The sequence below is a fragment of the Herbidospora sp. NBRC 101105 genome (assembly GCF_030269205.1).
Taxonomy (GTDB): Bacteria; Actinomycetota; Actinomycetes; order Streptosporangiales; family Streptosporangiaceae; genus Herbidospora; species Herbidospora solisilvae.
Map to the genome: position 1 here is coordinate 1 of NZ_BSSX01000034.1, position 280 is coordinate 280.

Annotated in this window: 1 rRNA gene; it reads left to right on the plus strand. The window is 55.4% G+C overall.

Going from position 1 to position 280, the window contains the following annotated elements:
• Positions 1-280, plus strand: a 23S ribosomal RNA gene (locus QSK34_RS37680); the annotation flags it as partial.

Consider the following 280-nt stretch of genomic DNA (forward strand, 5'->3'; position numbering starts at 1 on the left):
TGTTTGATTCCTTCGGGTTTCTTTCAAGGGAACGCTGGACCTGATCTGGTAGTAGGTAAACGATGGGGTGACGCAGGAAGGTAGCCCAGCCCGGGCGATGGTAGTCCCGGGGTAAGCATGTAGGACGGAGCGTAGGCAAATCCGCGCTCTATTAGTCTGAGGTGTGATGCCGAGCCGATTGTGGCGAAGTGGGTGATCCTATGCTGCCGAGAAAAGCCTCTAGTGAGTGTCATGGCGGCCCGTACCCTAAACCGACTCAGGTGGTCAGGTAGAGAATACT